Consider the following 25747-nt stretch of genomic DNA (forward strand, 5'->3'; position numbering starts at 1 on the left):
GAGATGTGTATAAGAGACAGCGACCCACCCGCCCAGTACGGTCGGGTCGCCAAAACCACCGCCGCCAGCACCGCGAGCGGCGCCGCCAACGGCACCCACGGCAACTCGGGCGCAAGAACCACCGCCGCCAACGCCACGGCCGTGAACGACAGCGCCCCAACGACGGTCGGCACCGTGACGTCGCTGGTGTACCGCAGCACCAGGTACGCCGCGCCTGCCAGACCACACAACGCCGCGTACACCGGGCTCGCCGATGCCATCACGATCACGGCCGCCGTCGCCAACACAGCCACCGTGGCCGCGACCCGAAACACGTTGCCCAACAACACCATGACCACAGCCAAGCCGCACACGCCAAGCGCCGCATCGTCGGCCGGCAACGCCGCGGCCGCCACCATGACGAAACCGAACGCCGTTGACACCGCCCGGTTCACCGTCGCCTCCGCACGGGCCTGGGATGATCGGGCACCAACTGCATCGCCTGGTCGAGCGTGTCCTCTTCGCGCCACGCCACGATGTCGACGCCGACCGTGCCCATGTCGCGATACATGAACGACCGTTGCAGCGACCACATCCGCGCCACCAACGCGTCGCACCCCTCCTCGAACGGCGCCCCGTGCAGGACGTCGACCGCGACCACGGTGTGGCCCCGCTTGCACAGGTCGATCAACGCGAGTGCGAACTCGGTGTCGAGCATCGTCGAGAATGCCACGACGATGGCACCCGGCGGGACCGCGGCCCGCGGCGCCAGAGTCCCCGATGTCGTGTCATAACCCCCGCTGACGCCGAGCATCGCGTCGAGCACCCGATAGAACTGCCTGCGCCCGATGTCGGCGCTCAACCATCGCGGATTGCGGTCCCCGAGCGCGACGATGCCCGCCCGGTCGCCGCTGCGCAGCGCGCTCTGCACCACCTGGACCGCGCCGCGCGCCGTGCGCTCGGTGGCCTCGGTTGCCGGCCCCGCCGGCTGGGCGTAGTTGTCGATCAGCACGACCACGTCGACGGCCCGATCGGTCAACCGCTCGGTCACATGCAGGCTACCCCGACGCGCGCTCACCGCCCAATTCACCGCTCGCAGATGATCTCCCGGCACATACCTGCGCACGTCCGCGTACTCCACACCGGGGCCCGTGTGCCGGGTCAGGTGAGTTCCCAGACGGTCGAGCAACTCGGTGCGCGGGATCGCCGTCGACTGCGGCGGGGCCATCGGGAACACGTACACGTCGGCGGCGTCGACCACCCCGACGCCCTCGACCAGACCGCTCCGCGCTGTGACCGTCAAGTGTGCGTGCAGCGGATAGCGGCCCCAGCGTTGCGCACTCGCCACCACGGTCTGCCCGCCCTCACTCTCGCGCTCCACAGCCTCCAGCGTCATCCCTGCGACAGAACCGCTGAGCAGGCGAACCGTCTCGCCCTCGGCTTCCGCCCACATCCTGATCCGCGCGGGCTCGTCTTCGAAGCAGCGGTGGATGCCGGGGTCGGCGTACACCCGCACCGTCGGAACTGCTCGCTGCCATCCGACCGAACACAGCACCCCGATCAACGGAGCGGCGAAGGCGATCAGCTGCCAGCGCGCCCCGAGCACCGCGACGGCCAAGGCCACGGCGGCACAGGTCAACAACGAGCGGGACAGAGGCGAAGCGCGCCAGCGTAACTCGGCGTCGGTGCAGCGGATTTCGATCACGGGTTGGTCCGCGGCACCGGCAGCCGGCGCAGCAGCTCGTCGACGACGTCGCTGCCGCGTACCCGTCGCACCCACATCTCCGGCCGCAATGTGATCCGATGCGCGATGGCCGGAACCGCAAGTGTTTTCACGTCTTCGGGCACGACGTAGTCGCGGCCCTGCAACAGCGCGCGGGCGCGGGCCAGCTGCACCAAATCGAGTTCGGCGCGCGGGCTGGCGCCGACCGCGATCTGCGGATGCTGGCGCGTCGCGGCGGCCAGCGACACCACGTACCTCAGGACGTCGTCGTGCACGGTCACCTGCTCCACCGATTCGCGCATCGCGACCAGATCGTGGGCATCGACCACCTGCGCGACCGTCGGCTCGGACGAACCGCGCTCGATGCGGCGCCGCAACATCGACGCCTCCTCCTGTTCTGAGAGATACCGCAGCTCCAGCCGGATCGTGAACCGGTCCAGCTGAGCCTCCGGCAGCGGATAGGTGCCCTCGTACTCGATCGGGTTGTCGGTCGCCAGCACAATGAACGGCGCGGGCAGCGCATGCGTGGCACCATCGATGCTCACCTGACTCTCCGCCATCGCCTCGAGCAGTGCCGCTTGCGTTTTCGGCGGTGTGCGGTTGATCTCGTCGGCGAGAAGCAGATTCGTGAAGATCGGGCCACGGCGGAATTCGAAGTGCCCCGACTGCATGTCGTAAACCGTCGATCCGAGCAGGTCGGCAGGCAGCAGGTCCGGCGTGAACTGCACTCGGGTGAACTGCAGCCCAAGCGCCGCGGCGAAAGACCTGGCGATCAACGTCTTTCCGAGGCCGGGCAGATCCTCGATCAGCACATGCCCGCCGGCCAGCACCGTCGTCAGGATCAACGCGAGCGCCCCACGCTTGCCGACCACCACCCGCCCGATCTCGTCGAGCACCGCCTCGCAATTCGCGGTGGTCGCCGCCGCAGGCAGTCCTGTCGTCATACCCGCTCCAACCGTTGCAGGATCTCGTCGAGCGTCGCCCGGCCGGGCCCCGGTGACTCCGACCCGCGCGCGGCGACGTTCTCGGGGTTGACCCACCCCCACAGTTCCGGGCCGAACAGCATCTCGCCGGTCGCGTGATACGCCGCGCGATTACGGGTCCGTCGTTGTCCGGTCGCCAGTTCGAACTGCCGGGCGAGCATCGGCCGCAGGTGGCGATCCCAGTCGGTGCGGGTCGCCTCGGCGCGGCTGATCAGGGTCTCGGTGCGCGAGCGCCAGCGGCGCAGCGACTCGGCGGCGTCATCGGAAAGTGTTTGTTCATCGTCGGTTTCGCCCTCGTGAGCGAGCTGCCATCGCAGGCCGAGCAACGCCAGTGCGAGCGCGACGCCGGAGACGACGAGGATCAGATCCCGGTCTCGGCTCGCGACGGCGAGCAGTTCCGCCCCCGCCACGAACAGGAACGCCGCCGTCACAAGCCTTTTCACGACGCCGCCTCGGCTGTGCGCTGCGGTAGCTCGGTCAACACACGGTTGAGCACCAGCACCGCGGCGTCGCGATGTTTCTCGCTCATCACATGCGGCGAGAACCGCGCCTCCTCGAACAGCTCGACCAGTTCGGTGGCGCTGTCGGCCCGCAACGCCCCGCTGGCGACCGCACGCGCGAGCACCTCGGTCGGGGTGTCGCAAGCCTGCGGTACCGCCCCGGGCACCCGCGTCAGTTCGCGTTCCATCGCGGCGTAGCAGGCGATGATCGCCTCTCGCGGTTCGCGGCTCAAATCGCCGATCTCGGCGAGCCCCACCTCCGCCGCGCGTGCGAGCGACGTCGTGGTCGTCGGCACCACCGACGGCGAGTCCGCCGCCTCGAAAGCAACAGCGGGACCCGGACGGGGTCCCTGCCGCCGTGACGCGACCGCCGTCCCGACGACGATCAGCGCCATCAGCAGAAGCATCGGCGGGATCAGATAATTCACCACGTTGCTGTCGGCGGGTTCGTCCTCGACGGGCGGACGGGGCTCTACCGGGCCACCGGCAACCTCGTCGGGGACCGCCGGCGGCGCCTGTTCGGTCGGGACCGGCAGGGAAACCCGGGACAACAGCGCGACCAGAAACACCAACGCGATGAGCGCCGCCAGCGCGACGAGCGCGAACCGCCATGACGGCCGCTCCCCCGATCGATCGCTTCGCGGCAGGCTGCCCATGGGCACGGGACGCGGCCGTTTGTCCCGCATCCGCACGATGATCGCGAAGCCGATGATCCCCACCGCGGCGCACAACAGCGCGATGACCGCGGCCAGCGCCAGGGGATTGCTCGAACGTGGCTCCACCTCTTCGGCGGCGCGCTCCACGCCGGGGACGTAGCCGCGCAGCGCCCAGGCGGCAAGCACCATGAGCGTGATCACCCCGATCACGCGTCGCGTCGACGTGCCGGTAGCGCCCATGGCCCTGTGGCCATCCTGACACGGATGGCCGCGGCCCGATACGTTCAACGGCTATGAGCATCACACTGCATGAGTCCCGCGTCGCCGATGCGCTCGACCGGATGTACGCCGAGGCCCGCTATCAGATGGAGGCGCTCCGGCGCGCCGACTTCGCCCGCCTGAACGAGGCGACCCCGCAGGAGCGCGCCGACGCCCTCAGCGACTTCTATCTCCCGGTCACACCGGAGGCGGGCCGCCTGCTCTACGCACTGGTGCGGGCGAGCAAGCCAACCACCGTCGTCGAGTTCGGCATGTCGCTCGGCATCTCCGCCATCCACCTCGCCTCCGCGGTGCGCGACAACGGCAGGGGCGCCGTCGTCACCACCGAGCTGAGCGCGGCCAAGGTCGCCGCTGCCACGAAGACCTTCGTCGACATCGGTCTCGACGATGTGATCACCGTACTCGCCGGCGATGCGCTGCACACTCTGCAGACACTCTCCGGCGCAGTCGATTTCGTTCTTCTCGACGGCTGGAAGGAGCTGTATCTGCCAGTGCTCGAGCTCCTGGAGCCGCGCCTGAGCCCCGGCGCGTTGGTCGTCGCCGACAACACGTCGATGGATGAACTCGCGCCCTATCTCGACTACGTCCGCGATCCGGCGAACGGCTATGTCAGCGTTCCGTTCCCGGCGCGGGAGAGCGACAGCATGGAGATCAGCTGTCGCGCGGTCACTTAACGCGACGCAACCGAGCCTTGGCCTCTTTCACCGCGGCCGCGGCATCGCGGCCGGCCTGCTTGCCCTTGTCGTAAGCATCCTCGGCGGCGGCCAGGCCGCGCTCGGCTTCCTGCAACCGGCGCTGAGCGTCCTGATACCGCAACCGCGCGGCGGCCAGGTCGGATTGCACTTCGGACAGCGCGTCGTCGGCCTCGGCCCTGGTGCGCTCTGCGGCGGCCAGTTCGGCGCGGGCCTTCTGCAGTTCGCGGCGCGCCGCCGCGTCCTTCGTGTCACGCCCTTCGGCGGCCGGCTCCTCGGCAGCGGGCTTCGGCGCCGGTTTGCGCTTGGTGGTGGGGCTGAAAACTATTGCGGTGTCCCCGAACTCACCGAAGCCAGACCACTCCTCGGCCTTGGTCAGCCGCCCGAGCCGGTCGGCGACGTCGGGGTCGGCGACCGCGGCCTGCAGGGTCCCGGTGACATCGTCGCGCAGCGCTCCGGTGGGGTTCTTGAGCTCAGCCTCCTCGAACGCGGTGCGCGTCAGATCGTTGACCAGCCTGCGTTGTTCGGTGGAGAGCTCGCGGATCCGGTCGCCGTCCATCGCCGCGTGCGCGTCGCGCAACCGTTCGCCGAGGCTCTTCAGCCGTTTCTGCACGTTTTCGTCGCTGAGTGCGAGTCGGTTCACCACCCACGCCGCGGTGGTCGGTTTGCGCGCGGCCGAGATCCGTTTGACGGCCTCGGCATCGCCGCGCTTCTTCGCGGCTCCGGCCAGCTTCGTGCGCAGCGGGGTGAAGTCCTCGAGCTTGGCGGCATACAGTTCGTCGAGCGCATCGTCGGCCATCGCCTCATTCTCCCAAAACACAGCGGATCATCCGTCGCGATGAGCCGCGAACACGCCCGCGCTCGGCGATGATCATCGGGTGCACACAGCGCCCGGTACCACCTCGCTGCGTCCGGCGGTGGTGATCGCCGCGCTGGGCATTGTGTTCGGCGATATCGGCACCAGCCCGATCTACACCATTCAGACGGTGTTCAACCCGCACGATCCGCATCCCGTCCCCGTCGCGCACAGTCACGTCTACGGCGTCGTCTCGCTGATCTTCTGGTCGGTGATGATCATCGTCACCCTCACCTACGTCACGTTGGTGATGCGCGCCGACAACCGCGGCGAGGGCGGGATCATGGCGCTGATCACCCTGCTGCGCCGATGGACCGGCCGGCACGGTCGACGCGTGACGGCGACGCTTGCGGCGTTGGGACTGTTCGGCGCCGCACTGTTCTTCGGCGACAGCATGATCACACCGGCGATATCGGTGCTGTCGGCCGTCGAAGGCCTCAAGGTGATCGACCCGGGCCTCGGCGATTTCGTCGTCCCGGTCACCGCGGTCATCATCGCCGCACTGTTCTCGGTGCAGCGCCGCGGCACCGCGACGATCGGGCGCTTCTTCGGTCCCGTCATGATTCTGTGGTTCACCACCATCGGTGTATGCGGTGTGCGGGGCATCGCCGGGCATCCGCAGATCCTCAAGGCTTTGTCGCCCACCTACGCCCTGGCGTTCATCACCGAACACTTCCACATCGGGTTCTTCGCGCTGGCCGCGATCGTCCTCGCGGTGACGGGAGCCGAGGCGCTCTACGCTGACATGGGTCATTTCGGCAGGCGCGCAATCACTTTCGGGTGGCTCGGCCTGGTTCTGCCAGCATGCACGCTGAGCTACTTCGGCCAGGGCGCGCTGGTGCTCGGCGACGAATCCACAGTCGCCGCGCCGTTCTTCCTGCTGGCACCCGAGTGGGGTCGAATCCCGTTGGTGCTGTTGGCCACCGCGGCGACCGTGATCGCCTCGCAGGCGGTGATCACCGGCGCGTTCTCGGTGACCGCGCAAGCCGCCCGGCTCGGATATCTGCCGCGGCTGCGCATCGACCACACGTCAGCGTCGACCATCGGCCAGATCTACGTGCCGTGGATCAACGGCGCCCTGCTGTTGGGAGTGCTGATTCTCGTCTTCGCCTTTCGGAGTTCGGCCTCGCTGGCCTACGCGTTCGGAATGGCGGTGACGGGCACCATCACGATCACCACGACGCTGTTCTTCTACTACGCGCGCACCCGCTGGCGGTGGCCGTTGTGGGCGGTGCTGCCCGGCGCGGGTGCGCTGCTGGTGGTCGACCTGATGTTCTTCGGCGCCAACCTCACCAAGCTGGTGCACGGGGCATGGTTGCCGTTGACCATCGCTGTCGCGGCGTTCACGGTGATGACCACGTGGCAGCGCGGGCGCAGGCTGGTCACCGCCGCGCGCGAACGCGCCGAGGGTCCGTTGCGCGGCTTCGTCGACGGCCTGGCGCGGCGTGATCCGCCGCTGATCCGCATACCGGGCACGGCCGTGTTCCTGAACCGCAGCCGGCACACCGCGCCGCTGGCGATGCGGGCCAACGTCGACCACAACCACGTCCTCGCCGAGCACGTGTTGATCGTCTCCGTCGAGACCGAGACGGTGCCGCGCGTCCCCGATGACGAGCGGATGACGCACGACGACCTCGGCTACACCCAGGACGGAATCGTCCACGTGGTCGCCCGGTTCGGTTACATGGAACGACCGAACGTGCCGCGCGCCCTGGCCCTGCTGGATCCGGCGGACACCGAGGGCCCGATCGATCTCGACAGCGCGTCCTACTTCCTGTCCAAGCTCGAACTGTGTCCCGGCGACGCCCCGACCATGGCGCCGTGGCGCAAACGGCTGTTCATCGCGACGTCGCACATCACCGCCGACGCAGCGGCGCACTTCGGCCTACCCCTGGACCGCACCGTGATCGTCGGCTCCCGCATCCAGCTCTGACGGGTCAGGCCACGCCGAGCGAGGCCAGCAGGTCGGCCGTGCGCCACCAGATCAGCACCGCGAAGAGCACGAGCGCCGCCGCGCTGGCCCCCGCCTGCACCAGGTCGCGCGAGCCGCGCGGGGCGTACACGTAGGCCGTCGCGATCGCCGCGCCGGTGACGAGTCCCCCGATGTGGCCCTGCCAGCTGATGTTCTGCGAGCTCACCAGCGGAATGACGAACGTGAACGCCAGGTTGATCGCGATGATCGCGACCACCCACCGCACGTCCATGCGCAACCGCTTGCCGACGACGAAGATCGCGCCGAACAAGCCGAACACCGCGCCGGAGGCTCCCGCGGTCTGTGCGGCCGGCGACGACAGCAGATAGACCAGTACGGATCCGCCCAGCGCGCTCAGCAGGTACAGGCCCGAGAACCGAAGCCGGCCCAGCGCCGCCTCCAGCGGCGGACCGACCACATAGAGGGCCCACATGTTGAACAGGATGTGCGCAGTTCCGTAGTGCAGGAACGCCGACGTCAGCAGGCGGTAGAACTCGCCGTCGGCGACGGCGCAGGACTGCAGCACGAGCTCGCGCTGCAGCCCGGGCACCGCCATCTGCAGCACGAACATCACCACGTTCGCGGCGATCAGCACGTAGGTGACCATCGGCTTGTCCGACGGCATCCCACCGAACTGGGTCCGCACCGGGCGGACCTGTTGGGCGCCGGCGTTCACGCATTCCACGCACTGGTGTCCGACCGCCGCGTCGCGCATGCACTCCGCGCAGATGTAGCGGTTGCAGCGTGCGCAGCGGACGTAGGTGACGCGGTCGGGGTGCCGGTAGCACGTCGGCGTCACCGGAGGGGTCGAGCCGGGATGGGGACCGGTCACAGCGTTCCGAACAATTCGATCCAGTTGCCGTCCGGATCGGCGACGAACATCCAGCCCATCCCCGGCACCGGCGCGAACTCGGTCAGCGGTTCGACGACGTCATACCGCGAAGACGCGAACGCTTCGGCAACGCCGCGCAGGTTCTTCACGCCGACGGTGAAGTAGCGGATGCCCGCCTGCGCTCTGCCGCCTCCGGCGGCCGCGGGTGCCGGCGGCGGCGTCTCGTAGGTGACGAGTTTGACCACGCTGCCGCCCAGCGAGTACCGCTGCGAACCGCCGGGGAACTCGATCTCGCCTTGAGGTTCGAGTTCGAGGAATCCTTCGTAGAAGGCGACCATCTCGTCGCGGTTCGTGGTGACGAGCCCGACTTCGAGGCCGGGGCTCAGCAGGTCCAGCTTCACAGGGACCACCTTAGATTCATGGTCAGAGCCCGTTGCGCCGGATAACAATTCGGTCACTGTGCACATCACGATCAATTAAAGATCGACAGCAAATTCTGAGAGTTCTCGAAGTTTCTGGTTGCCCGCTTATCGAAATCGACCGAAATTGCGGTACAGATCACGCCGTCGCGGTGTAACGCCTGCGTGTGCTCCGATTCCGGGTTCCGCGGCGGCGTTTGCGCGTGTTTGCCATGGGTACCTTGGTTTTCGGGGACGGGGGAAATCAGCGACAAACGCAATGAAGGAAAGAATCAATATGAAATTCCGTGGTATCGCCGCGCGTCGGCAGATCGCCGGCGCCTGTGCCGCCAGCCTGCTCGGCGGCTTGGCCGCAGCAACCATCGCCGCGCCGTCGGCGATGGCCGCACCGGACTGCAGCGCAAGCGCCGTGTCCGGCACCGTCAGCTCCGTGACGGGTGCGGCCCGTACGTACCTGGACAGCCATCCGGGTGCCAACCAGGCCGTGACCACCGCGTTCGGTCAGGACCGCAACCAGGCCTCGGCCACTCTGCGCGGGTACTTCAACGCCAACCCGCAGGAGTACTACGACCTGCGCGGCATCCTGTCGCCGATCGGCGACGTGCAGCGCACCTGCAACGTCAAGGCGTTGTCGCCGGAGTTGGCGTCGGCCTATGACGAGTTCATGGCCGGCTAATCCGGTTGATGATCAACCAACAAGGCCCGTCGCCGCAGCTCGCCGCTGCGGCGACGGGTTTTTTCCTTGCCACGCCCGTCATCCGTTTAGACTGGCTCGCATGACTTTGCCGCGACTTGCCGCCGCCGCTGCGACGGCGCTGCTCGCCCTCGGCGGGCTGGGTGTCGCGCACGCCCAACCGGACGAACCGCACCACACCGATACAACGGCGCCTGGCCCGTCGGCCGCGCCGGGGCCGCCTCCGGCCGCGCCCCTGACCGCGATCGACAAAGACGGCACCTACCAGGTCGGTACCGAGATCCTGCCGGGCACCTACGCGTCGGCGGGTCCCATCGACGGCAGCGCCTGCTACTGGAAGCGGGTCAACAACGACCAGGTTCCCGACAACGCGCTCACCAAGAAGCCGCAGGTGGTTCGCATCGAGGCCACCGACACCGCGTTCACCACCAGAGATTGCCAGCCGTGGCAGCAGACCAACGCCGCGCCGCCGCCTGAGGCCTCGCCCACCGATCTGCTCGGCCAACTCGGCTCGTTCATCGGCAAGGGAATCCTGAGCGGCGGCCCCCGCTAGCCTGTCGGAGTGGTCGACCTCCACCCCGACATCGCCGCACTGCGCCCCCTGCTGGGCGTCTGGTCCGGCCGCGGCTCCGGCGAGTACCCGACGATCGAACCGTTCGGCTACACCGAGCAGATCGCGTTCGACCACGTGGGCAAGCCGTTCCTGACGTACCGACAGAAGACCACCGCCGACGACGGCCGCCCGCTGCACGGCGAGACGGGTTACCTGCGGGTGCCGTCGCCGCGGCGCGCCGAATGGGTGCTGGCCCATCCGAACGGGATCACCGAGATCGAGGAGGGCACCCTCGTGCTCGACGGCGCGGTCATCGAGCTGGAACTGACCGCGACCTCGATCGGCCTCACTTCCACCGCGAAAAATGTTGCGGCGTTGGGTCGTTCGGTCCGGGTCGACGGCGACGAGTTGGTCTACTCGTTACGGATGGCGGCGATGGGCCAGCCGTTGCAACACCATTTGGGTGCGACCCTGCACAGGACCACCGAATGACGGCGCCGGACGGCAGGATCGAAGTACCCGCCGACCTCGACGCCGTGACCGCGGTCGGCGATGAGGACCACTCCGAGGTCGACCCCGCGGCGATCGAGCGCATTTGGCAGGCCGCGCGCCACTGGTACCGCGCCGGTATGCACCCGGCGATCCAGGTCTGCCTACGCCGCAACGGCAAGGTCGTGCTCAACCGCGCGATCGGGCACGGTTGGGGTAACGGTCCTTCGGATCCGCCGGACGCGGAAAAGGTTCCGGTCACCACCGAGACCCCGTTCTGCGCGTACTCGGCCGCCAAGGCGATCACGTCGACGGTGGTGCACATGCTCGTCGAGCGGGGCTGCTTCTCGCTGGACGACCGCGTGTGCGAGTACCTGCCGAGCTACACCAGCCACGGTAAGCACCGCACCACGATCCGGCACGTGATGACCCACAGCGCGGGCATTCCGATCCACACCGGCCCGCGGCCGGACCTGCGCCGCATGGACGACAGCGAGTACACCCGGGAAAAGCTCGGCGAGCTCAAACCGCTCTACCGGCCCGGGCTCGTGCACATCTACCACGGGCTGACGTGGGGTCCGCTGATCCGCGAGATCGTCGGCGCCGCGGCCGGACGCAACATCCGCGACATCCTGGCCTCCGAGATCCTCGGACCGCTGGGTTTCCGGTGGACGAATTACGGTGTGGCCCCGCAGGACGTTGCGTTGGTTGCGCCCAGCCATGCGACCGGCAAGGAGCTGCCGCAGCCGGCCGCGACGGTGTTCCGGCTGGCGGTCGGCGGGTCGCTGTACAAAATCATCCCGTTCTCCAACAGCCCGCAGTACCTCACCAGCGTGCTGCCGTCGTCGAACACCGTCTCGACCGCGTTCGAGCTGTCGCGGTTCGCCGAATTGCTCAGACGCGGTGGCGAACTCGACGGCGTGCGGATCATGGCACCGGAGACGCTGAGGGCGGCGACGGCGGAGTGCCGGCGGTTGCGACCCGACGTCGCGGTCGGTCTGGCACCGCTGCGGTGGGGCACCGGTTTCATGCTCGGCTCGAAACGGTTTGGTCCGTTCGGCCGCAACGCCCCGGCCGCGTTCGGGCACACGGGTCTGACCAACATCGCGGTGTGGGCCGATCCGCAGCGCCGGCTCGCCGCGGGCGTGATCAGCAGCGGCAAGCCTGGCCCGCACCGCGAGGCCAACCGCTACTCAGCCTTGTTAAACACGATCGCCGCTGAGCTGCCGCGAGACTGAGCTTGTGCGCGACAAAACTCCGAAAAGTCACGCATATCTTCAGTTTCGCGGAGCTGCCTCCGGGCGCACGCCGCGGTAGAAGCCGCGCCAGACGATCCACGGCATCAACACGCGATCGATCGACCATCCGGGGAACCGAAATGCCTGGCCCTTCGGGGTGAACACCTCGAGCCCGTCGGCCTGCGGTCCGAGCACCGAACCCCAGCGCCGGGTCGCCGGCCGGAAGGACCGCAGCGGCTTTCCGGCGAAGTGGGCGCGGATGTTGTGGGCGAGCAGGCCATCGGCGCGGTTGCGGGCCGAGGTCCGCAGCGGGTCGGTCGCCGCGACGTCCCCGATCGCGAACACACCTGGCGCACCTGGCACGCGAAGTTCGGGGGTGACCCGCACGAAACCGTTCTCGTCGAGCAACTCGCCGGGAAGCCATCCCGTATTGGGTGTGACGCGGCCGATGGCCCACAGCACGGCGTCGGCGGTCGCTGCCGGTTGTCCGCTGCTCCACTGCACCGGCGCGTCGGTGATCGCATCACAGGCGAAGCCGTCCGGCAGCACCGCGCGGTGACCGGCGTGCAGTCCGACGCCCAGGTCGCGCAGTTGCGTGCCGATCCGCTGCCACACCCGCGGGTGATGGCCTGCGAGGGCGCGCTCGCCGGGAAAGTACAGATCGACGCGTTTGTCGGGCCATGTCTTCGCCAGGTTGGCGGCGCTGCTGACGGCCGCGGCGCCCCCGCCGACGACGATCACCGATCGCGCGGACGCCAGCCGCTGATGTGCGGCATCGAGGTCGTGCGTGATCTCCTCGGCCGTCTGCAGATGCGGTCGGCGCCAGAAGCCGTTCGTGACGCCGGTCGAGATCACCAGCGCGTCATAGGGCTCGACGACCTCGCCGTCGGCGGTGCGGATCAACACCTTGCGGGCCGTCGGGTCCAAGCCGGTCAGGATGCCGTGCACGGTGCGGACGCGGTCGAGTCCGTTGAAGCGGTGGAACGGAATCCAGTTGTAGCGGGCCCAATCCTGCGGCCTGCTGATGCGCATGCCGAGTTCCTGGCCGCTGAGCAGTCCCGGCTTGGCGGAGATCCCGACGACATCGGCGTGCCGCGCGAGCTTGACCGCGGTCAGCACACCGCTGTCGCCGAGTCCCGCGACGACCACCCGCGGGCGACTCCTGCCGTGTCGCATGCGGTCACCCTAGCCACCGGGCAGGCTGCCGACCTCCAGACCCGCCAGCTCGGACTCCCCGTCGAATACCACCCGGCCGAAGTCCTTGACCACGCACCGCAACCGGCCGCCGAGGTGCTCGAAGTCGGTGTCGACGTTGCGCCGCTCGGCGGGCAGCGGAACCGGAAGCACGTGGGGATCGAGATGTGTTCCGTCACCCTGCAATTCGACCTCGTACCGAAGTGAGGTAGCGCGCATGCTCCATGTTCCGTCGCCGACGTCGGAGCGCACCCAGGCGGTCGGCGGGGTCAGGCGGAGCACCTTGTTCTGAAGCCGGACCACGATGCCGCCGACGTCCTGTTTGAGCGGCCCGAGCGCCAGCAGTCCACCGGAGAACGCGACCGAGACGTCGGCGTCGCCGAAGTCGTGCGCCTGACCCCACCACCACCGCTGCGGGAACCCCGCGCCCCAGTTGCGCTCGGTGTAGAGCTTGGCGCCGTCGAACTCCCACCGGTCATCGTCGAATTCGACGGTGCCAGTGGCGGATCCGCCGAGCCGGTACGCGTGCCAGTACTGGTTGAGGAACGGTACGACCGATGCGAGCCCGCCACCGGCCAGTGCCTTGGGCCACCGGACCGGATCGTCGAACTTCATGTCGACGCGCACGCCGGGAAGGTCCATCAGCAGCCGGTCATATGTCGCGTGAAACCGGCCGCCGTCGGCGTCGAGCCGGAACGGGTCCGCGCCCGCGCTCGCGCCGTCCAGCGCCGCGCTGTACACCCGGCCGCCCGGATGCAGGGCCACCGCCGTCGTCGCCCAGTCGCCGTCGGGATGCTTGTTGACGCTGAACAACGCCACGACGACGCGACCGGTCGCCGCATCGGTCAGCCGCCAGAACCAACCCTCCATCTCGGTGCCGTGCGAGGTCAGGGGATCGCTGAAGGGCAGATCGGCGCCGGTTCGGCGATAGAGGCCGGCGAACGGGCCCGCGATGAGCCTCGTCGCGTCACGCGTGGTGTCGAGGGCGGTCATGACCGCTGCTTTGACGGTTCGGCCCGTCCGCAAACCCTCACTGGGGCGGATCGAGCCGCACCCGGTACATGGACGGCCAGAACTTGCCGGTCAGCAGGTATTCGTCGCCGCCGAGGTGGGCGATGCCGTTGAGCACCTTCTCCGGGTCCTCCTCCTGCCCGGGCCACAGGCCCGCGGCGTCGACCACGGTGTTGACCCGGCCCGTCGCCGGATCGATGCGCACGATCTCGTCGGAATGCCAGACGTTGGCCCACACCTGACCGTCGACGCATTCGAGCTCGTTCAGTTCGCGCAACGGTTGGTCGTCGCGGGTGACGTTGACCGAACCGGTCTCGGCGAATGTCGCCGGGTCGTGGAACCGCAGCCGATCGGTGCCGTCGCTGCGGACCAGCCGGTCACCGTCGCGGCACAGGCCCCAGCCCTCCCCGTCGACCGGTGCCTCCCGCACGGGCGTCAGGGTGGCCTTGTCCCACTGCACCGCCACCCCGTCGCGCCATGTCAGCTCCCAGATCCGGTCGTCGACGACGGTGATGCCCTCGCCGTAGTAGTCGTTCGGCGCGGGCGTCGCCCGGCGCACCGCACCGGTGGCCGGGTCGAGTTCGCGCACCTGTGACCTGCCCTTGATGCCCGTGCCCTCGTACAGGCTGGGACCACTGAGTTCCAGCCCCTGCGTCCACGCGTTAGCGTCGTGCGGAATCTCTGCCAGCACAACGGGTTTGATCACGGGCGCCGAGCCCGACGGCGCGGGTGTGTCGCTCTGGGCGGTCGGCGACGGGCCACCGCAGGACACGGTCGCCACCGCCAGCGCGATGACGGTCAGGCGGCGGACAACACAGGCATACATAGGGCATATGCCTACCCGATGGACGGGCGTCGCGTGCGGATGGGGCGAAACTGCGTTACGCGGTCAGGCCGGTGCGGAGGGTGGCCAGGCTGCGCGCCAGCAGTCGCGACACGTGCATCTGGGAGATGCCCAGCTGCTGGGCGATCTGCGTCTGCGTCTGCGAACCGAAGAACCGCAGAGTGAGAATCTCGCGTTCGCGGGGCGGCAGCTTGGCCACGAGCGGCCGCAGCGCCTCGCGAAACTCGACCGCGTCGATGCCGCTGTCCACGCCGCCGATCCCGTCCAGCAGCGACGGACCGGCGTCGGAGTCGCTGTTTGCGGGGGCGTCCAATGAGCGGGTCCGGTAGCACTGCGCAGCGATCAGCGACTGGACGACCTCGTCGCGTTCCATACCGAGTTCGTGGGCGAGTTCGGACGGTGTGGGCGCGCGGCCCATGCGCTGGCTGAGGTCCGCGGTGGCATCGGAAACCTGCGTCCTCGACTCCTTGAGCCGCCTCGGCACGTGCATCGCCCAACCGCTGTCACGGAAATAGCGCTTGACCTCGCCCATGATGGTCGGCACCGCGAAGGCGAGGAAGTCGGTGCCCGCCGCCGGATCGAACCGTTCGACCGCGTTGAGCAACCCGAGTCGGGCGGTCTGCACGAGGTCGTCGCGCGACTCGCCCCGTCCGCCGTAGCGGCGCGCGATGTTCTCGGCCAGCGGAAGGCAGCGGTGAATGATCCGTTCGCGCAACTGATCGCGACTTGCCGAGTTGGCGGGCAAGGTGGTGAGCTGAGCGAGCAGACGCGACACGTCGCCGTAGTCGAAATTGCCGGGTTCGTGCTCGGTTGCGGATCGTTCGAGTGTCGTGGCCATACGCCTCCTCCCATGCCGGCAAAGGCGTACCCGAGTCGGCACAGGCTGTATGCGCGCTTGACGGCCGATTCGCCGAAGTCTTCGCGTATCGGATGACACTCGCCGTGCGAATTTCGCTATGTGGCGTGTGAGCCGGACAGCGCGGCGTCGATTGCGCGGTAGATGCGCTGCTCGCTGACCGGGCGAGGGGTGCCCAACTGCTGTGCCCACAGGCTGACCCGCAGTTCCTCGATCTGGCGGCCGATGTCGCGGATGTCGGTGCCGCGGGCGCGCGCGGGACTCAACGCCCGCAGCAGTTCGTCGTAGGCGTCTTCGACGGCGTGCACCCGGTCCATCCGCTCGCGGTCGGCGGCGGGCGCGTACGGCAGCCGGTCCAGCCGCCGGCCGATCGCCAGCAGATAGCGGCTCAGATCGCTCAGATGCGCCGCGCCCGTGGCGGCGACGAAGCCGCGCGGCAGCAATCGGTCGAGCTGTGCGCGGATGTCGGCGACGGCGTCGGCCTGCGCAGCCGAGGGCGCCGACGGCAGCGCCACCTCGACGTCGTTGGCCGCCGAAAGCACCTTCTCGACGCGAGCGACGATCCCCGCGGTGGTGGGCACGAGGTCGGCGGCGACGTGCTCACGCAGCGCGGTGAACTCCTCGCGGGTCCACGCCGGCGCGGGTGCGAGCATGTCGGTCGCGGCGTCGGCGCAGTCTTCGAGCAGCGCCTGCAGGGAGCCGTCCGGGTTGGCGCCCAGCATCAGCTTGGTGCGCGGCGACAGTTGCCGCTCAACGGCTTTCACCGGCGACGCCACTGCGAGGCGCAACAACGTGCGGGTGCCGGCCCCCATCGACGCCAGTTGTTCAGCCGCCGTGGGGAACACGTGCAGGTCGACCGTGTCGCCCGCATCGACCAGCGCCGGGTAGCCGCGCACGGTGTGGCCGCCGACGGTGTTCTCCACAGTCCGCGGCAGCGCGTCGAGGTCGTCGGGCCACGTCCGCAACCCCGTGCGATCGAGGCCACCGGCGACCGCGTCGGCGACCGCGCGCCGGACCGGGACGGCCAGTTCGTGCTGCAGCGCGTCGAGATCCTTACCGCGTGCGAGTTCCGTTCCGTCGGCGCCTTCGACGGCGAACGTGACGCGTAGGTGCGACGGCAGCTTGCCGAGGTCGAACGCGTCGATCGGCACCAACACGCCCGTGCGGCGGTGCAGTTCGCGCTGCACGGCCTCGAGCAGCGGTTCCGCACCGGGCGTGATCGCCGCCAGCACGGCACGCGCGGTGTCCGGTGCGGGAACGAAGTTGCGCCGCAACGCTTTCGGCAGCGATCGGATCAGTGCGGTGATCAGTTCTTCCCGCAGAGCCGGGACCTGCCACGCGAACTCGTCACCGCCGAGCCGGGCCAGCACCTCGACCGGCACGTGCACCGTCACACCGTCGTCCTCGGCGCCCGGTTCGAAGCGGTAGCTCAACGGCAGCGCCAGGTCGCCGGCGCGCCACGCGTCCGGCTGTCCCGCGGCCGCGTCCTCGGTTCGCAGTAGATCGTCGCGGGTGAACGTCAGCAGGTCGGGCGTGACGTGACGTTGCTTCTTCCACCACGCATCGAAGTGCCGCGCGGACACCACATCCGCGGGAATTCGGGCGTCGTAGAACGCGAAGATCTCGTCGTCACCGACGAGCAGGTCGCGGCGACGCGCCTTCTCCTCCAGTTCCTCGAGTTCCTCACGCAACCGGGCGTTGTCGCGGAAGAAGTGGTGGCGGGTCTGCCAGTCACCCTCGACCAACCCATGCCGGATGAAGAGCTCACGCGCCAGGACGGGTTCGATCTGCGAGTAACCGACACGGCGGCGAGGCACCAGCGGCAAGCCGTAGAGCGTCACCCGCTCGTACGCCATCACCACACCGCGTCGGGCATCCCAGTGCGGTTCACTGTAGGTCCGCTGCACGAGGTCGCCCGCGATGCGCTCGACCGTTTCGGGCTGGATGCGTGCCCCGATCCGGCCGAACAGCCTGCTGGTCTCGACGAGGTCGGCGACGACGATCCAGCGCGGCGGCCGCTTGGTCAGCACCGAACCCGGCGCCAGCACGAACTTGGCGTTGCGCGCACCCTGGTATTCGCGGCCGTCGCCGTCGCGCAATCCGATATGCGACAGCAGGCCCGCCAGAAGCGCGGCGTGCACCCCGCCGGGATCGGCGGGCTCGGGATCGCGGGACTCGGTGATCCCCAGCTCCCGTGCGATGCTACGCAGTTGCCCGACCAGGTCCTGCCATTCGCGGATCCGCAGGTAGTGCAGAAACTCGTCGCGACACATCCGTCGAAATGCGTTGCCGGACAGTTCCTTACGTTGCTCGCTCAGGTAGCGCCAGAGATTGAGGTAGGACACGAAATCCGAATGCTCGTCGGCGAACCGGGCGTGCTTCTGTCGTGCGGCGTCCTCGCGATCGGCGGGCCGCTCCCGCGGATCGGGAATCGACAGTGCGGCGGCCAGCACCAGGATCTCCCGCACACAACCCTCGGCATCGGCCTGCAGGATCATGCGGCCCAGCCGGGGATCGACGGGCAGCTGCGCGAGCCTGCGGCCGACGTCGGTGATGCGCCCCTCGGCGTCGAATGCGCCGAGTTCCTGCAACAGCTGCACACCGTCGCGGATGGCGCGCCGGTCCGGCGGGTCGAGAAACGGAAAGCCCTCGATGTCACCGAGATTCAGCGCAGCCATCTGCAGGATGACCGCCGCCAGGTTGGTCCGCAGGATCTCCGGGTCGGTGTAGCGAGGCCGCGCCGCGAAGTCCGCCTCGGAGTACAGGCGGATGCAGACCCCCGGCGCCGTGCGTCCCGAACGGCCCGCCCGCTGCGCCGCCGACGCCTGGGAGATCGGCTCGATCGGCAACCGCTGCACCTTGGTCCGGCGGCTGTAGCGGGAGATGCGCGCGGTGCCCGGGTCGACGACGTACCGGATACCGGGCACCGTCAGCGACGTTTCGGCGACGTTGGTGGCCAGGACGACGCGGCGCCCGGTGTGGCCGGGTTGGAACACCCGCTGCTGCTCGGCCGTCGGCAGCCGCGCGTACAGAGGAAGCACTTCGGTGTTCTTCAAGCCGCGCAGAGCTTCTGCGGTGTCACGGATCTCCCGCTCGCCCGACAGGAACACCAGCACGTCGCCCGGCGGCTCGCTCTCCAACTCGTGAATGGCGTCGACGATCGCCTCGGTCTGGTCGCGCATCTGCGTGCGCACCACCTCGTGGTCGGGATCGTCGGGATCGTCGTCCTCGTCGACCGGGACCGCGACCTCCAGAGGGCGATAACGTATTTCGACCGGATACGTGCGGCCGGACACCTCGACAATCGGTGCGTTGTCGAAGTGCGCCGCGAAGCGCTCGGGTTCGATCGTGGCGGAGGTGACGATCACCTTGAGGTCGGGGCGTCTCGGCAGCAGTTCACGGAGGTAGCCGAGAAGGAAATCGATGTTGAGGCTGCGTTCGTGGGCCTCGTCGAGGATCAGGGTGTCGTAGCGCAACAGCCGGCGGTCGCGCTGGATCTCCGCGAGCAGGATGCCGTCGGTCATCAACTTCACCAGCGTGCGGTCACCGGCCTGGTCGGTGAAGCGCACCGTGTACCCGATCGCGTCGCCGAGCGGGCTGCCCACCTCGTCGGCGATGCGCTGGGCGACGGTGCGGGCGGCGAGGCGCCGCGGCTGGGTGTGTCCGATGGTGCCCCGCACGCCGCGACCGAGCTCGAGGCAGATCTTCGGCAGCTGCGTCGTCTTCCCGGAACCGGTCTCGCCCGCGACGATCACCACCTGGTGCTCGTTGATCGCCTTGGCGATCTCGTCGCGGCGCTCACTGACCGGCAGGTCGGGATAGGTGATGGTGGGCACCGCGGCCGCACGGGTCGCGACCAGCCCTTCGGCCGCGGCGATCTGTTCGGCGATTCTGGCGATCTTGTCCGGATCGGCGCCACGCAGCTGGCGCAGGCGCCTGCCGAACCGGGCGGCGTCGCGGATCGTCAGCCCGTCGAGGCGCTTGCGGAGCTGCGCGACAGAGGGCCCGGACACCGTGGCCAGGATAGGCGGCCGGTCAGGGAGTCGGCAGCTCGGCGGTCGACGGGGTGCCGGTCCAGTTGGCCAGCAGCCGCAGCGCGGTCTCCGACGGCGAGCCGGGCTCCGCGGTGTAGATGCACAACGTCTGGTCCGAATCGCCCAGCACCGCGACGCTCTCGTAGTTCACCGCGAGGTCACCGACCACCGGATGGTGGTAGCGCTTGATCCCGTGCGTGCGTTCGCGCACGTTGTGGTCGGCCCACCACCGGCGGAACTCCCCGCTCTTGACGGCGAGCTCGCCGACCAGCTCGGTCAGCAGCGGATCGTCGGGATGCCTGCCGGCGTCCAGGCGCAGGATCGCGACGTTGTCGCGGGCCACCTCTTCCCAGTCGGTGTAGAGCTCGCGCGCGGACTCGTCGAGAAAGGTGAAACGCAACAGGTTTCGTTCCCTCGGCGGCAGGGCCTCGAAGTCGCCGATCAGCGCGCGGGCCAGCCGGTTGGCCGCCAGCACGTCCATCCGGCGGCCGAACACGAATGCCGGCGTCACGTCGTCGAGCGTCTCGAGCACCCGGCGGATACCCGGTCGCACCCGCTGCACGGGGGCCGGACGCCGCCTCGCGCGACGGGTGTTCGTCCGCGCGATCTGGAACAGATACGACCGCTCGACCTCATCGAGCCGCAGCGCGCGGGCGACGGCGTCGAGCACCTCGTCGGAGACGTTGAGGTGGCGGCCCTGCTCGAGGCGGCTGTAGTAGTCGACGCTCACGCCGGCCAACTGCGCGACCTCCTCGCGGCGCAGACCGGGCACCCGTCGCACCCGGCTGGTGCCACCGATCTCCACGTCGTCGACGCGCAGCCGCGCGCGCCGCGTCCGCAGGAACTCCTTGAGCTCGGCGTTGTGGTCCATGCATCCAGTGTGGGCGCACCGGCCGCCTCGCACCGCGTCAAAGGTGGACCTGCCAGTCCTAGGTACGCCGAACCGAGGCCGACGGGGGCTCGTTTTGGCCGCTCAGAAGGCCGCGCGCGGTTGTTGTCTCGGATGTGCGGCACTCCCGCCGCCATCGAACGGAAGAAAGGTTCCGACATGACAACCCACACCACCGCCCCGTTGGCCGGACGCGTCGCCGTGATCACCGGAGCTTCGAGCGGCATCGGCGAGGCGACCGCCAAGAAGCTCGCCGCGTCCGGGGCCAAGGTCGCCCTGATCGCGCGCCGCGCGGACCGGCTCGACAAGCTCGTCGCGGAGATCGTCGAGGCGGGGGGTACCGCGCTCGCCCTTGCGGTCGACGTCACCGACGCCGACGCCGTGCACGCGGCGGCCGAGCGGGTGGCCGCCGAACTGGGCACCGTCGACGTGTTGTTCAACAACGCCGGGGTCATGCTGCCGTCGGCGATCGACGAGCAGCGCTTCGACCAGTGGCAGCAGCAGATCGACCTCAACATCGCCGGCTTGATGACCGTCATCGGCGCGTTCGTTCCGCAGCTGCTGAAGTCCGCGGCCGACAAGGGCGTCGCCGACCTGATCAACACCTCGTCGATCGCGGCGCAGAACATCTTCCCCAATTTCGCGGTCTATTCGGGCACCAAGGCGTTCGTCACACACATGTCCCGCACCCTGCGCGCCGAGCTCGGCGCCAAGGACGTGCGCGTCGCGACCGTCGAACCGGGCATCGTCGAAACCGAGCTGCAGGGCCACGTCACCGACGCAGGCGCCCTGGAGTGGTTGGACGGCACCCGCGAGCAGATCGACTGGCTCGCACCGGATGACGTCGCCGAGGCGATCGACTTCCTGGTGTCACAACCGGCGCGGGTGAACGTGCAGCAGCTGACGATCATGCCGACACGTCAAGCGTCGTGAGTGTCCGCGGTCGCGGTGCGGTCCTAGCGGGGCCGCACCGCGCCACCGGAGGTCGCGTAAGCCTCACGGGCGGAGTCGATCTCGTCGCAGAGGCGCTCGGCGTCGGTGTACAACCCGCCGAAGATGGCCCACTGGGTCGGCCGGTCGAGCTCCCGGTTCTGCACGTGCTCGGTCAGCTCGTCGAACGCCGCCCGGCAGCGACGGGCCTGCTCGGTCAGCGGCCAGCCGCTGAAGTCCTCGACCGTGTGCATTTCCCCCGCGGCGGCCACGGCGTCGCGTACGGCCGCCAGCAACGTGCCGTAGCGGCGGAGGAATTCGTCGTGTTGCGCACCCGACTCGTCGCGCGCGACGGCGCGGGCGACACCCGTGGCCACCCAGCGCAGCTCTTCACCGATCCGCTCGAGCGCGTTGACCGTCACCCTGTGTCCCGCCACCCCGGTGTCGGTGTGGACCAGTAGGCGGCGCAGGTTGAGCTTTGTCGTGCGCACGGCGTGGTCGAGGGTGTGACGCGCCTGCGCGGCCTTGTTCGGCAGGGTGTCGGCGCGCCACCGCCAGTCGTGGGCCTCGTCGTCGCTCACCTCGCCGCCCGAGAGCCCGTCGGCCATATCCGAGAGCAGGTCGATCATCGACCCGCTGACCGATTCGACGGCGTAGCGCGCGCTGCGGTACCGCAACGGCGGCGCGACGACCAAGGCCACCACGAGCGCCACCGAGGCGCCCAACAGCACCATCCCCGCGATGGAGGGCAGCGGGCTACCGGCCGACGCGCCACCGGACGGCAGCGCGAACGCGCCGTAGGCGAAGATCGCCGCGACCGCGACGTTGATTCCCTGGCTGCCCAGCCGGTGCCACCGCCCGATCACGAGCGCGACGACGAGGATCGCCGGGAACAGCCATACCGCCACACCCCACATCCACACGACCGCGCCGGCCAGGGCGATGCCGGCGAGCATGGCCGCCGTGTAGCGGACGGCCTTCGCGACCGAGTCGGCGATGGTGATCTCGACCAGCATCAGTGCGGAGAACGCCGCGAAGGTGGCGTGGGAGGACCCGAACACCTTCGTGGCCAGGAGCCACGCACCCGTGCAGGCGATGACACCCTTCAACAACGCGAGCGCGGTTTCGCGATCGAGCCTCACCTGGGTCAAGGCGCGACGCAGACGCGGTATGAGACTGCCCACCACGTCGTGAGGCCTTCCCGCGGACCGCGGGGGTAAACCGTCAGGCCTTGTCGGGGGCCCAGTAGTCGAGCATCTCGGCGAACGTCTCGAACGCCGGAACCGAGACGCCGTACGTCGCCTCCAGGTGGATGCTGAGCGGGAACCCGAGGTCGCCGACGCCGTCGAGGACGCGCTTGTACAGGTCGACCATCAGCTTGCGCTTCTCCGCCGGTTCGGTGGCGGCGAGCTTCCTGACGAACTCCTGCTCCGCCGCGACGGCCGCGTTGCCCGGATCCTGGATCAGCCAGTTGATCAGGCCGACCTTGCTCTCCATCTTCGGCACGAACCCGAACGACAGCAGGATCTCCGGGCGGTGGTCGGTCTCGGCGGCGAAGTCGCGCAGGAAGCCGACGATCGCGTCCGAGTACAGCAGCTGGGTCATGCCGTAGGTGGCGCCCTGATCGCACTTGAACCGGAACCGGCCCTGTTCGCCGTCGCGGGTCGGGATGAGGATCGCGCCGCGGTTGGGCACCAGATCGGAGTAGATCGACAGGGCATCAGTGGGGGCGACGCCGGTGCCTTCGCCGTCGTTCATCGTGCGCGGCACCCCGACGAACGCGATGCCGTCGAATCCTGCGCTGGACAGGTCGGTGAGCCGACGGCGCAGCGTCGGTTCGTCCATGAACGCGGTGACCTGCGTGCACAGGCCGTTCATCCCGGACAGTTCGGGGGTGATGATCGCCCAGAAATCGAGCACGTCCATCTTCGGCTTCATCTCGATGGGACGGTCGTCGTCCTCTTCGATCATGCCGGGGATCATCACGTGCCGGATGCGGCCGTCGAGGCCCGTCTCGGCGGAGCATCGCAGCACCTTCTGCGCATCCTCCAGCGCCTGCTCGTGCCCGCGTTCGACGTTCGGCGGCACGAGTTCGAGCGCGATGGTGTTCAGCGTCACCGGGCTGCTCCTCATCCGACGGTTGGTTCCCGCGCGCGGCAGGTCCTCGCTGACCCGATTTTTTTCCAATCCCGCGCTCCCTCGGGAAGCCTCACCATACAGACAGTGCGTTCCGGCGCCGCCGCTCGAGGGCTCGCAGCCGATTCCCAGCTCTCGATCACCTACCTGCCGACTGCGGTTGGTACCAACGGAGCCATGACACCCGGACGACAATGCCTGGACACCGCCGAAGGTGTTCTCATCGCTCTTCGACACTGCACGGTCGACGAGGCGTTTCGCGAGATGATCCGCGCGGCCCAACAACATCAGGTGCCGCTGTTCACGCTCGCCGATGCGCTCGTCACGGCCGCGGGCGGTAAGGCGGAATGCCCGAATGCGGCGGCGCGGACCGCGGTGCTCGCCGAATGGGGTGCGCTGCTGCAGACGCCCGCTCGGTTGTGAATCCGGCGACGCGATAGCGCCCCGAACCGTCGCCGGTTTCACAAACGAGGAGGAGCCGCGGCTGCTCGTACTGTGGATGGAGTGAGCCTCGCACCCACCGCCGTCACCTTCGCCGACCGTTATGCCAGCGACCTGCCCGAGTTAGCGGTGCGCTGGCAGGCCGAGGCGGCGCCCGACCCGCGGCTGCTTGTCCTCAACGAACCGTTGGCCGGCGAACTCGGCATCGACGCGACCTGGCTGCGCGGGCCGGACGGGCTGCGGCTGCTGGTCGGCACGCAACTCCCCGGCGAGGCCACCCCTGTCGCGCAGGCGTACGCCGGACACCAGTTCGGCGGATACGAGCCGCGGCTGGGCGACGGGCGCGCGCTGCTGCTGGGCGAGCTCACGACGACCTCCGGCGAGCTGCGCGACCTGCACCTGAAGGGGTCCGGCGCGACGCCGTTCGCCCGCGGCGGCGACGGGTTGGCGGCCGTCGGACCGATGCTGCGCGAATACATCGTCAGCGAGGCGATGCACGCCCTGGGCATACCGACCACCCGCTCGCTGGCCGTCGTCGCCACCGGACGCCAGGTGCAGCGCGAGACGCCGCTTCCGGGCGCCGTGCTGGCGCGGGTGGCCAGCAGCCATCTGCGGGTCGGCACGTTCCAGTACGCCGCGAACACCGGCGATATCGATCTGCTTCGGCGCCTGGCCGACCACGCGATCGACCGGCACCACCCGCAAGCCGCCGAGGCGGGCAACCCGTATGTCGCGCTGCTCGAGTCGGTGATCGCGGTGCAGGCGGCGCTCATCGCGAAGTGGATGCTGGTCGGTTTCGTGCACGGCGTGATGAACACCGACAACATGACGATCTCCGGCGAGACCATCGACTACGGGCCGTGTGCATTCATGGAGGCCTACGACCCGGAGACCGTGTTCAGCTCGATCGACTCGTGGGGCCGCTACGCCTACGGCAACCAGCCGGCCATCGCGGTGTGGAACCTGGCCCGGCTGGCCGAGGCCCTGCTCCCGTTGTTCGCCGACGACCAGCAGCAGGCGATCGCGATCGCCGAGGGCAGCCTGGCCGGCTTCGCGCCCAAGTTCCAGGACGCCCTGTCCGCGGGCATGTGCGCGAAACTTGGCCTAGCAGAGACGCCGGACGAGATCGCGGTGCCGCTGATGAACGATCTGATCACCCAACTGCACCAGAGCCACGTCGACTTCACCTCGTTCTTCCGTCAGCTCGGACACGCCGCCCGCGGCGACGACGAGCCCGCGCGCGGGCTGTTCCTCGACCTGGCCGCCTTCGACGAGTGGCTGGTGCGCTGGCACGCGTTGCGGCCCGACGCGACGCTGATGGACCGCACCAACCCGGTCTACATCCCGCGCAACCACCTGGTCGAGGAGGCGCTGACCGCGGCGACCGGCCCCATTGGCGGCACCGCCGCCGACGGCGACCTTGAGCCGCTGTATCGGCTGCTCGACGCCGTGACCGCGCCGTACGACGAGCGTCCCGGCCTGGCGCGCTACGCCGAACCCGCGCCGGAGGACTTCGGGAAGTACCGAACCTTCTGTGGGACCTGACC

25 protein-coding genes are annotated in these 25747 nt (G+C 69.0%); 9 read left to right on the plus strand and 16 right to left on the minus strand.

What is annotated here, in order from left to right; all coding sequences use genetic code 11:
- The 5 genes from A5752_RS07410 to A5752_RS07430 form a co-directional block, all read right to left on the minus strand.
- A partial coding sequence (locus tag A5752_RS07410) for a hypothetical protein (protein WP_067083791.1) occupies positions 1-434 on the minus strand: 434 nt, incomplete at its 3' end.
- Complete coding sequence (locus A5752_RS07415) at positions 431-1684, minus strand: DUF58 domain-containing protein (RefSeq protein WP_067083794.1); 1254 nt, start codon at positions 1682-1684, stop codon at positions 431-433. The genes A5752_RS07415 and A5752_RS07410, both read right to left, overlap by 4 nt.
- Complete coding sequence (locus A5752_RS07420; protein ID WP_067083798.1) at positions 1681-2646, minus strand: AAA family ATPase; 966 nt, start codon at positions 2644-2646, stop codon at positions 1681-1683. The genes A5752_RS07415 and A5752_RS07420 overlap by 4 nt, the downstream gene beginning before the upstream one ends.
- Positions 2643-3128 carry a hypothetical protein gene (locus tag A5752_RS07425; RefSeq protein WP_067083800.1) on the minus strand — a complete coding sequence of 162 codons (486 nt, stop codon included), beginning with the start codon at positions 3126-3128 and terminating at the stop codon, positions 2643-2645. The genes A5752_RS07420 and A5752_RS07425 overlap by 4 nt, the downstream gene beginning before the upstream one ends.
- Positions 3125-4081: a DUF4129 domain-containing protein gene (locus tag A5752_RS07430; protein ID WP_067083802.1), complete on the minus strand. Its 957-nt coding sequence runs from the start codon at positions 4079-4081 to the stop codon at positions 3125-3127. Before A5752_RS07430 ends, A5752_RS07425 begins: the two co-directional genes overlap by 4 nt.
- Before the next feature lie 53 nt (positions 4082-4134).
- On the opposite strand from A5752_RS07430, the gene A5752_RS07435 reads away from it, so the two are divergent.
- Positions 4135-4794: an O-methyltransferase gene (locus tag A5752_RS07435; RefSeq protein WP_067083804.1), complete on the plus strand. Its 660-nt coding sequence runs from the start codon at positions 4135-4137 to the stop codon at positions 4792-4794.
- Here A5752_RS07435 and A5752_RS07440 read toward each other — a convergent pair.
- Positions 4787-5611: a hypothetical protein gene (locus A5752_RS07440; RefSeq protein WP_067083806.1), complete on the minus strand. Its 825-nt coding sequence runs from the start codon at positions 5609-5611 to the stop codon at positions 4787-4789. The two genes, A5752_RS07435 and A5752_RS07440, sit on opposite strands and share 8 nt — an antisense overlap.
- A 79-nt stretch (positions 5612-5690) precedes the next feature.
- On the opposite strand from A5752_RS07440, the gene A5752_RS07445 reads away from it, so the two are divergent.
- Positions 5691-7601 (plus strand): potassium transporter Kup, encoded by a 1911-nt coding sequence (locus tag A5752_RS07445; protein ID WP_067083807.1) that lies wholly within the window; start codon positions 5691-5693, stop codon positions 7599-7601.
- 4 nt (positions 7602-7605) lie between these two features.
- On the opposite strand, the gene A5752_RS07450 is transcribed toward A5752_RS07445, so the two are convergent.
- On the minus strand, positions 7606-8472 hold the full coding sequence (locus tag A5752_RS07450) for a rhomboid family intramembrane serine protease (RefSeq protein WP_067083809.1): 867 nt from the start codon (positions 8470-8472) through the stop codon (positions 7606-7608).
- Complete coding sequence (locus A5752_RS07455; protein WP_502686681.1) at positions 8469-8873, minus strand: VOC family protein; 405 nt, start codon at positions 8871-8873, stop codon at positions 8469-8471. Before A5752_RS07455 ends, A5752_RS07450 begins: the two co-directional genes overlap by 4 nt.
- Before the next feature lie 295 nt (positions 8874-9168).
- Between A5752_RS07455 and A5752_RS07460 the strand changes: the two genes are divergently transcribed.
- The 4 genes from A5752_RS07460 to lipE all read left to right on the plus strand — a co-directional run bounded on the left by A5752_RS07460 (position 9169) and on the right by lipE (position 11865).
- Positions 9169-9567, plus strand: a complete 399-nt coding sequence (locus tag A5752_RS07460) for a heme-binding protein (protein ID WP_067083812.1) — start codon at positions 9169-9171, stop codon at positions 9565-9567.
- Positions 9568-9667: 100 nt separating this feature from the next.
- Positions 9668-10138: an Rv1352/Rv1906c domain-containing protein gene (locus A5752_RS07465; RefSeq protein ID WP_067083813.1), complete on the plus strand. Its 471-nt coding sequence runs from the start codon at positions 9668-9670 to the stop codon at positions 10136-10138.
- Positions 10139-10147: 9 nt separating this feature from the next.
- On the plus strand, positions 10148-10630 hold the full coding sequence (locus A5752_RS07470) for a peroxynitrite isomerase (RefSeq protein WP_067083815.1): 483 nt from the start codon (positions 10148-10150) through the stop codon (positions 10628-10630).
- Positions 10627-11865 (plus strand): lipase LipE, encoded by a 1239-nt coding sequence (lipE, locus tag A5752_RS07475; protein WP_067083817.1) that lies wholly within the window; start codon positions 10627-10629, stop codon positions 11863-11865. The genes A5752_RS07470 and lipE overlap by 4 nt, the downstream gene beginning before the upstream one ends.
- 39 nt (positions 11866-11904) lie before the next feature.
- On the opposite strand, the gene A5752_RS07480 is transcribed toward lipE, so the two are convergent.
- The 6 genes from A5752_RS07480 to A5752_RS07505 all read right to left on the minus strand — a co-directional run bounded on the left by A5752_RS07480 (position 11905) and on the right by A5752_RS07505 (position 20675).
- Positions 11905-13041 carry an FAD-dependent oxidoreductase gene (locus A5752_RS07480; protein ID WP_067083818.1) on the minus strand — a complete coding sequence of 379 codons (1137 nt, stop codon included), beginning with the start codon at positions 13039-13041 and terminating at the stop codon, positions 11905-11907.
- A gap of 9 nt (positions 13042-13050) precedes the next feature.
- Positions 13051-14052: a tocopherol cyclase family protein gene (locus tag A5752_RS07485; RefSeq protein ID WP_082963797.1), complete on the minus strand. Its 1002-nt coding sequence runs from the start codon at positions 14050-14052 to the stop codon at positions 13051-13053.
- A gap of 37 nt (positions 14053-14089) precedes the next feature.
- Positions 14090-14896 carry a glutaminyl-peptide cyclotransferase gene (locus A5752_RS07490; RefSeq protein ID WP_067083819.1) on the minus strand — a complete coding sequence of 269 codons (807 nt, stop codon included), beginning with the start codon at positions 14894-14896 and terminating at the stop codon, positions 14090-14092.
- Between the two features lie 55 nt (positions 14897-14951).
- Positions 14952-15752 carry a SigB/SigF/SigG family RNA polymerase sigma factor gene (locus A5752_RS07495; RefSeq protein ID WP_067083821.1) on the minus strand — a complete coding sequence of 267 codons (801 nt, stop codon included), beginning with the start codon at positions 15750-15752 and terminating at the stop codon, positions 14952-14954.
- 116 nt (positions 15753-15868) lie between these two features.
- On the minus strand, positions 15869-19783 hold the full coding sequence (gene hrpA, locus A5752_RS07500; protein ID WP_067083822.1) for an ATP-dependent RNA helicase HrpA: 3915 nt from the start codon (positions 19781-19783) through the stop codon (positions 15869-15871).
- Between the two features lie 22 nt (positions 19784-19805).
- Positions 19806-20675 (minus strand): helix-turn-helix transcriptional regulator, encoded by an 870-nt coding sequence (locus A5752_RS07505; RefSeq protein ID WP_067083823.1) that lies wholly within the window; start codon positions 20673-20675, stop codon positions 19806-19808.
- 177 nt (positions 20676-20852) lie between these two features.
- Between A5752_RS07505 and A5752_RS07510 the strand changes: the two genes are divergently transcribed.
- Positions 20853-21626 (plus strand): SDR family oxidoreductase, encoded by a 774-nt coding sequence (locus tag A5752_RS07510; protein WP_067083999.1) that lies wholly within the window; start codon positions 20853-20855, stop codon positions 21624-21626.
- A 23-nt stretch (positions 21627-21649) separates the two neighbouring features.
- On the opposite strand, the gene A5752_RS07515 is transcribed toward A5752_RS07510, so the two are convergent.
- Positions 21650-22765 carry an aromatic acid exporter family protein gene (locus A5752_RS07515; RefSeq protein WP_067083826.1) on the minus strand — a complete coding sequence of 372 codons (1116 nt, stop codon included), beginning with the start codon at positions 22763-22765 and terminating at the stop codon, positions 21650-21652.
- An 82-nt stretch (positions 22766-22847) separates the two neighbouring features.
- Positions 22848-23741 carry a mycobacterial-type methylenetetrahydrofolate reductase gene (locus tag A5752_RS07520; RefSeq protein ID WP_067083830.1) on the minus strand — a complete coding sequence of 298 codons (894 nt, stop codon included), beginning with the start codon at positions 23739-23741 and terminating at the stop codon, positions 22848-22850.
- Positions 23742-23936: 195 nt separating this feature from the next.
- On the opposite strand from A5752_RS07520, the gene A5752_RS07525 reads away from it, so the two are divergent.
- The gene (locus A5752_RS07525) at positions 23937-24182 is read left to right on the plus strand and encodes an ANTAR domain-containing protein (RefSeq protein ID WP_067083832.1); all 246 of its coding nucleotides are present in this window, start codon (positions 23937-23939) and stop codon (positions 24180-24182) included.
- Between the two features lie 81 nt (positions 24183-24263).
- On the plus strand, positions 24264-25745 hold the full coding sequence (locus A5752_RS07530) for a protein adenylyltransferase SelO (RefSeq protein WP_067083834.1): 1482 nt from the start codon (positions 24264-24266) through the stop codon (positions 25743-25745).
- Positions 25746-25747: the final 2 nt, after the last annotated feature.

Origin of the sequence: Mycobacterium sp. 852002-51961_SCH5331710 (assembly GCF_001665535.1) — a bacterium.
Lineage (GTDB): Bacteria > Actinomycetota > Actinomycetes > Mycobacteriales > Mycobacteriaceae > Mycobacterium.